6 protein-coding genes are annotated in these 6,880 nt (G+C 69.9%); 5 read left to right on the forward strand and 1 reads right to left on the reverse strand.

The features are described 5' to 3' along the window. Nucleotides 1-3 precede the first annotated feature (3 nt). From manA to OG607_RS28470, 4 genes are all read left to right on the forward strand, one after another. The gene (gene manA / locus OG607_RS28455) at nucleotides 4-1,206 is read left to right on the forward strand and encodes a mannose-6-phosphate isomerase, class I (protein ID WP_405729404.1); all 1,203 of its coding nucleotides are present in this window, start codon (nucleotides 4-6) and stop codon (nucleotides 1,204-1,206) included. A gap of 102 nt (nucleotides 1,207-1,308) precedes the next feature. Then, nucleotides 1,309-2,268 carry a cation diffusion facilitator family transporter gene (locus OG607_RS28460; RefSeq protein ID WP_405729407.1) on the forward strand — a complete coding sequence of 320 codons (960 nt, stop codon included), beginning with the start codon at nucleotides 1,309-1,311 and terminating at the stop codon, nucleotides 2,266-2,268. 211 nt (nucleotides 2,269-2,479) lie between these two features. Beyond that, nucleotides 2,480-3,931 carry an adenosylhomocysteinase gene (gene ahcY, locus OG607_RS28465; RefSeq protein WP_405729410.1) on the forward strand — a complete coding sequence of 484 codons (1,452 nt, stop codon included), beginning with the start codon at nucleotides 2,480-2,482 and terminating at the stop codon, nucleotides 3,929-3,931. 108 nt (nucleotides 3,932-4,039) lie between these two features. Beyond that, nucleotides 4,040-4,654, forward strand: a complete 615-nt coding sequence (locus OG607_RS28470) for a hypothetical protein (protein WP_405729413.1) — start codon at nucleotides 4,040-4,042, stop codon at nucleotides 4,652-4,654. A 27-nt stretch (nucleotides 4,655-4,681) separates the two neighbouring features. Here the strand turns inward: OG607_RS28470 and OG607_RS28475 are convergent, their stop codons facing one another. Then, entirely contained in the window at nucleotides 4,682-5,635 is a 954-nt protein-coding gene (locus OG607_RS28475; protein ID WP_405729416.1) for an RDD family protein, read from the reverse strand. Between the two features lie 115 nt (nucleotides 5,636-5,750). Between OG607_RS28475 and OG607_RS28480 the strand changes: the two genes are divergently transcribed. Beyond that, nucleotides 5,751-6,758 (forward strand): stage II sporulation protein M, encoded by a 1,008-nt coding sequence (locus tag OG607_RS28480; protein WP_405729418.1) that lies wholly within the window; start codon nucleotides 5,751-5,753, stop codon nucleotides 6,756-6,758. Nucleotides 6,759-6,880 lie beyond the last annotated feature (122 nt).

Raw genomic sequence — 6,880 nt, forward strand, 5'->3', positions numbered from 1 at the left:
CCCATGTACCGGCTGACCAACACCGTGCGCCCCTACGCCTGGGGATCCACCAACGCCATCCCCGAGCTCCTGGGCACCGAACCGACCGGTGAGCCGCAGGCCGAGATGTGGATGGGTGCCCACCCCGGAGCCCCCTCCCGCATAGCCACCGACACCATCGCCGAACTCCCCCTGAACGAGTTCATCGACGCCGACCCGCTCGCCGCCCTCGGCGCACCCGCCGTCGACCGCTTCGGCCCCCGCCTCCCCTTCCTCCTCAAGATCCTGGCCGCCGGCTCCCCCCTCTCCCTCCAGGTCCACCCCGACCTCGCCCAGGCCAAAGCCGGCTTCGCCGACGAGGAGTCACGCGGCATCCCGATCAGTGCGGGCCACCGCAACTACAAGGATGCCAACCACAAGCCCGAGATGATCGTCGCCCTCGTGCCCTTCGACGGTCTCTGCGGCTTCCGCCACCCCACCGAAGCGGCCGACCTCATCGAGGCCCTCGGCGTCGACTCCCTCAAGCCCTACGCCGACCTCCTCCGGGCCCACCCCGAGGACGCCGCCCTGCGCGAAACCCTCGCCGCCGTCCTCACCGCCGACCACGAGGCCATGGCCGCCACCGTCGCCGAAGCCGTCCAGGCCGCCGCCCGTCTCGCCGCCGAACCCGGCCCCTTCGCCGACGCCTACGCCGCCTACGCCTCCCTCGCGCACCACTATCCCGGCGACCCCGGCGTCATAGCGGCCATGCTCCTCAACCACGTCCGCCTCCAGCCCGGCGAAGCCCTCTACCTCGGCGCCGGCGTCCCGCACGCCTACATCGACGGCCTCGGTGTCGAGATCATGGCCAACTCCGACAATGTGCTGCGCTGCGGCCTCACCCCCAAGCACGTCGACGTCCCCGAACTGCTGCGCATCGTCCGCTTCGAACCGGGCGACCCCGGCATCCTCCGCCCCGAGTCGTCCCCCGAGGGCGAAGAGCTCTACGAAACCCCCATCGACGAATTCCGCCTCTCCCGCTACGCCATCGCCCCCGGCGGCACCCCCCGCGCCCTCGACCACCGCACCCCGCAGATCCTGCTCTGCACCGAGGGCTCGGTCCTCCTGACCTCCGCCGACGGCGCCGAACTGCTCCTCGCCCGTGGCCAGTCCGCCTTCGTCCCCGCCGCCGAGCAGGTCCAACTCACCGGCGACGGCACCGCCTTCCGCGCCACCGTCGTCGTCTGACGCACACGCCCTGACGAGCCGCCCCGACCCGGGCCTGCAAGAATGGCCGCCCAGCAAAGGCCGAGCAAAGGCCCGGACCGAAGGAAGGGACATCCCGCAGGTATGAGCGCGTCAGGCGGAACCAAGGCGATCGTCGCAGCACTGGGCGCCAACCTCGCCATCGCGGTGGCCAAGTTCGTGGCATTCGCGTTCAGCGGGTCCTCGTCCATGCTCGCCGAAGGCGTGCACTCGGTCGCCGACTCCGGCAACCAGGCGCTGCTCCTCCTCGGTGGCAAGAAGTCGACCAGAGCCGCCGACGAGGAGCACCCCTTCGGCTACGGCCGCGAGCGCTACATCTTCGGCTTCCTCGTCTCCATCGTGCTGTTCACCATCGGTGGCGTCTTCGCTCTCTACGAGGGCTACGAGAAGATCCGTGAGCCCCACGAGATCGACCACTGGTACTGGCCCGTCGGTGTCCTCCTCTTCGCGATCATCGCCGAAGGCTTCTCCTTCCGTACCGCCATCAACGAGTCGAACGAACTGCGTGGCAAGCAGAGCTGGGCCTCCTTCATCCGCACCGCAAAGGCCCCCGAGCTGCCCGTCGTCCTCCTGGAGGACTTCGGCGCCCTTGTCGGCCTGGTGCTCGCCCTGGCCGGCGTCGGCATCGCCCTGGCCACCGGCGACGGTGTCTGGGACGGCATCGGCACCCTCTGCATCGGCATCCTGCTCGTCGTCATCGCGCTGGTGCTCGCCGCCGAGACCAAGTCCCTGCTCCTCGGCGAAGCCGCCAGCCCCGACTCTCTGACCAAGATCCGCGCCGCCGCCGTCGACGGCGACACCGTCACCGGCATCATCCACATGCGCACCCTCCACCTCGGCCCCGACGAGCTGCTCGTCGCCGCCAAGATCGCCGTCAGGCACGACGAGACCGCCGCCGAGGTCGCCCGCGCCATCGACGCCGCCGAAGCCCGCATCCGCGAGGCCGTTCCCATCGCCCGCGTCATCTACCTCGAACCCGACATCTACAGCGAGGACGCCGCCACGGCGGGCCCCGACCCCGTCGCCACCCCCGGTGGCCGGTAACCGTCCTGCCATACAGCCGATCGGTGTAGATTCGTACCTGGCCAGACGTCGCTGCTGATGGCGGTCGGGCGGAGCGCACAGCGTGCCGTCCGAGGGAGAGAGGGCCTCCGACGGGCTGAGCTGTGGTCCTTGGGCAGCCATGTCCGCATGCTTCCCGACGGGCCCAGCAGACGACCCGACCAGCTCTCACACCCTCATACGAGGAGACTGCATGTCCTCCGTCAACAGCGACTTCAAGGTCGCAGACCTCTCCCTTGCCGCCTTCGGCCGCAAGGAGATCACCCTGGCCGAGCACGAGATGCCGGGCCTGATGGCGATCCGCAAGGAGTTCGCCGCCACCCAGCCCCTCGCCGGCGCCCGCGTCACCGGCTCCCTGCACATGACCGTGCAGACCGCCGTCCTCATCGAGACCCTCGTCGCCCTCGGCGCCGAGGTCCGCTGGGCGTCCTGCAACATCTTCTCCACCCAGGACCACGCCGCCGCTGCCATCGCGGTCGGCCCCAACGGCACCCCGGACAGCCCGCAGGGCGTCCCGGTCTTCGCCTGGAAGGGCGAGACCCTGGAGGAGTACTGGTGGTGCACCGAGCAGGCCCTGACCTGGCCGGACTCTCCCACCGGCGGCCCCAACATGATCCTGGACGACGGCGGCGACGCCACCCTCCTGGTCCACAAGGGCGTCGAGTTCGAGAAGGCCGGCGCAGCCCCGGACCCCTCCACCGCGGACAGTGAGGAATACGCCTACATCCTCACCCTCCTCAACCGCACCCTCGGCGAGAACCCGCAGAAGTGGACCCAGCTCTCCTCCGAGATCCGCGGCGTCACCGAGGAGACCACCACCGGCGTCCACCGTCTGTACGAGATGCAGCGCGACGGCAACCTGCTCTTCCCGGCGATCAACGTCAACGACGCCGTGACGAAGTCGAAGTTCGACAACAAGTACGGCTGCCGCCACTCCCTCATCGACGGCATCAACCGCGCCACCGACGTCCTGATCGGCGGCAAGGTCGCCGTCGTCTGCGGCTACGGCGACGTCGGCAAGGGCTGCGCGGAGTCCCTGCGCGGCCAGGGCGCCCGGGTCATCATCACCGAGATCGACCCCATCAACGCCCTCCAGGCGGCGATGGACGGCTACCAGGTCACCACCCTGCAGGACGTCGTTGAGATCGCCGACATCTTCATCACCACGACCGGCAACAAGGACATCATCATGGCCGAGGACATGGCCAAGATGAAGCACCAGGCGATCGTCGGCAACATCGGCCACTTCGACAACGAGATCGACATGGCCGGCCTCGCCAAGATCACCGGCATCGTCAAGGACGAGGTCAAGCCCCAGGTCCACACCTGGACCTTCCCCGACGGCAAGGTCCTGATCGTGCTGTCCGAGGGCCGCCTGCTCAACCTCGGCAACGCCACCGGTCACCCGTCCTTCGTGATGTCCAACTCCTTCGCGGACCAGACCCTGGCCCAGATCGAGCTGTTCACCAAGCAGGCCGAGTACCCGACCGGCGTCTACGTGCTGCCCAAGCACCTCGACGAGAAGGTCGCCCGCCTGCACCTCGGCGCGCTCGGCGTGAAGCTCACCACGCTCCGCCCCGAGCAGGCCGCCTACATCGGCGTCCCGGTCGAGGGCCCGTACAAGCCGGACCACTACCGCTACTGAGCACAGCAGCAGTAGCACCGGCCACCACCGGTTCCACCAGCTCCACCACGCAGGCCCCCGCCCCCGGCGGGGGCCTGCGCCATACGCCAGCCCCCGTAAGGTCGAACCATGCCCCGCGGCCGCTACTCGCTCCATGACACACACGACCACACCCCCCTCGGTGAAGAACACTTCCACTGCGCCACCGGCCCCTCAGGCTGGCGCTACACCGCGCAGACCACCCACCCCGACGGCACCCACGCAGGCTCCGTCGACCTCACGATCGACGACCTCGGCCGCCCCATCCGCCTGGAACTCCACGCCGCGAGCTGGCAGGTCCGCGGCGCCGCCCTCGACGGCGTCACCTGGGTACGCACCGACCCCTCCGGCGAACACGCCCAGGAGGGCAACGCCGCCGCCCACGCCTTCAGCGGCCTGTCGCCCGCGTTCTATATCGCGACCGCCCGCCTGCTGCGCCTCGAACCCGGCGCCCCCACCACCCGCGTACGCCTCGTCGCATTCGAACCCCCCGTACTCGCACCCCGCACCCTGGACCAGGCCTGGGCTCTGATCAAAAGAGAAGCACACCCCACTGACAGTGGCCCCCTGCCAGTGGAGGAATACCAGGTCAGCGCCCTGGACACGGGCGAGCAGCACACCGTCCACATCACCGGCGACGTCGTTCTGTCGGCTCCCGGCATCGAGCTCGAAGACCTCGAATCGCCGCCCTCCGCCTTCGCCTGACCAGCCTGACAAGGCAGGTCAGCCAGGTCAGGCCGGCGGCGCGAATCCCGTGGACGGCTCGGCAGCAGGCGGCTGAGGCATCGTCTGGGCAACCGCCTGCTGCACCGGTGCCACCGGTGCCACAGACGCCGGCGCCGCGGCAGCAGCCCACCCCTGTGGTTGTGGTTGTTGCTGAGGCTGAGGCTGAGCCTGCGGATGGAACGGGAACTGCAGCTGAGGCGGGTGCGGAGCCACTGCCCCGAAAGCCTTCCGCGCGTCCCTCGCCTGCCGCTCCGCCACAACCGCCGCCAGAAACGCCGCTGGGGGAGTCCCCTGCGGCACAGGAGCCCCGGTCCGAGCCGTCACATCCTCCGCCAGCTGCTGCGCCATCGCCCAGCTCACCTGCGGATCAAGCTGCCGCATCCGCGCCAGGTACTGCCGCACCGCCAGCCACAGCCCCTCCGGTACCGCCGACAGATCCACCCCCGCCATCTGCGCGGCCAGCCACGGCGGCGGCGGTGGCATCAGCTGCGCCCGCTGAACAGGTATCCGCTCCCGTACGACCAGAGTCCCCGCGAACACATCACCCACCCGCCGCCCGCGCTCCGACACGAGCGACGCGATGCACGCCACGACCCCCAGCATCATCTGGATCTCGACCAGCCCCACCGCGCCCCGCACCAGCGCATGCCGGAAACGGATCGGCCCGCCGTCGTCCCGCACCACCCGCAGCCCGCAGGCCAGCTTCCCCAGCGACCGCCCGCGCGTCAGCGTCTCTACGGCGATCGGCACTCCGATCAGCACCAGCAGCAGCGTCGCCACGTACACCGCCGCGACAGCCGCGCCGTCCAGCGAAGCAGTCGCCGCCACCAGTCCGAACGACAGGATGATGTAGACCCCCCAATAGACGACGATGTCCAGCACCATCGCCAGCGCACGGCTTGGCAGCTTCGCCGGCTGTATGCCCAGCGCCACCGCCTCGCCCGTCACCAGTCCGCTCACCGCGACCCCTCCTCGACGCCGTCCCCCGAACCCCCGTCCGACCAGTCTGCCCCGTCTGCCAAGCTGGGGGCTCTCCGGCACCACAGTCCTCATCCTCCGCGAGGAGCGGCAGTCCATGGACCTCGATGTCTTCGTCGCAGCCCACCACTACGAATGGGACCGCCTGGAAGCCCTGCTGCGCCGCAGGCGTCACCTCACCGGAGAGGAAGCCGATGAACTCGTCATCCTCTACCAGCGCACCGCCACCCACCTCTCCCGCGTCCAGTCCAGCACCCCCGACCCGGCCTTGGTGGGCCGCCTCACCACCCTCGTAGCCCGCGCCCGCAGCGCCGTCACCGGCGCCCGCACGGCCAGCTGGCGAGACGCCATCCGCTTCTTCACCAGCGCCTTCCCCGCCGCCGTCTACCGCTCGCGCCACTGGTGGGTACCCACCGCCCTGATCTCCACCGCCGTCGCCGCCGGCATCGGCTGGTGGATCGCCGCCAATCCCCACGTCCAGGCGACCCTCGGTACCCCCGCCTACCTACGCGAGCTCACCCGCCCCGGCGGCGAGTACGAGACCTACTACTCCAGCCACCCCGCCGCCTCCTTCGCCGCCGAGGTCTGGACGAACAACGCCATGGCCACCGGCATCTGCCTCGTCTTCGGCGTCTTCCTCGGGCTCCCCGTCCTCTACGTCCTCGCGACGAACATGCTCAACCTCGCCGCCGGCATCGGCCTCATGGCCTCCGCCGGCCGCCTCGACACCTTCCTCGGCCTGATCCTCCCCCACGGCCTCCTCGAACTCACCGCCGTCTTCATCGCCGCCGGCACCGGCCTCCGCCTCGGGTGGACCGTCATCGACCCCGGCCCCCGCCCCCGCCGCCTCGCCCTCGCCGAAGAAGGCCGGTCCGCCATCGGCATGGCCATCGGCCTCACCGCCGTCCTCTTCGTCTCCGGTGCCCTCGAAGCCTTCGTCACCCCCTCCGGCCTCCCCACCTGGGCCCGCATCGGCATCGGCGTCGCCGTCGAGCTGCTTTTCCTTGCGTACGTCTACGTCATCGGGCGCCGAGCCGCCCTCTCCGGCGAGACCGGAGACCTCGAAGAGGCCGACCGCAGCGACGCCCTCCCCACGGCCGCCTGACCAGCACCATCCGACGGATGTGCATTCAGGGCCTGTGACCTGCTAATCTCCTCCTCGCCCCAAGAAAACTGTTGACGCAGGTGGACTGGGGAGGTAGATTTGAGCAGTTGCCACGAACTGGA

Source organism: Streptomyces sp. NBC_01537 (genome assembly GCF_045040445.1).
Classification (GTDB): Bacteria; Actinomycetota; Actinomycetes; order Streptomycetales; family Streptomycetaceae; genus Actinacidiphila.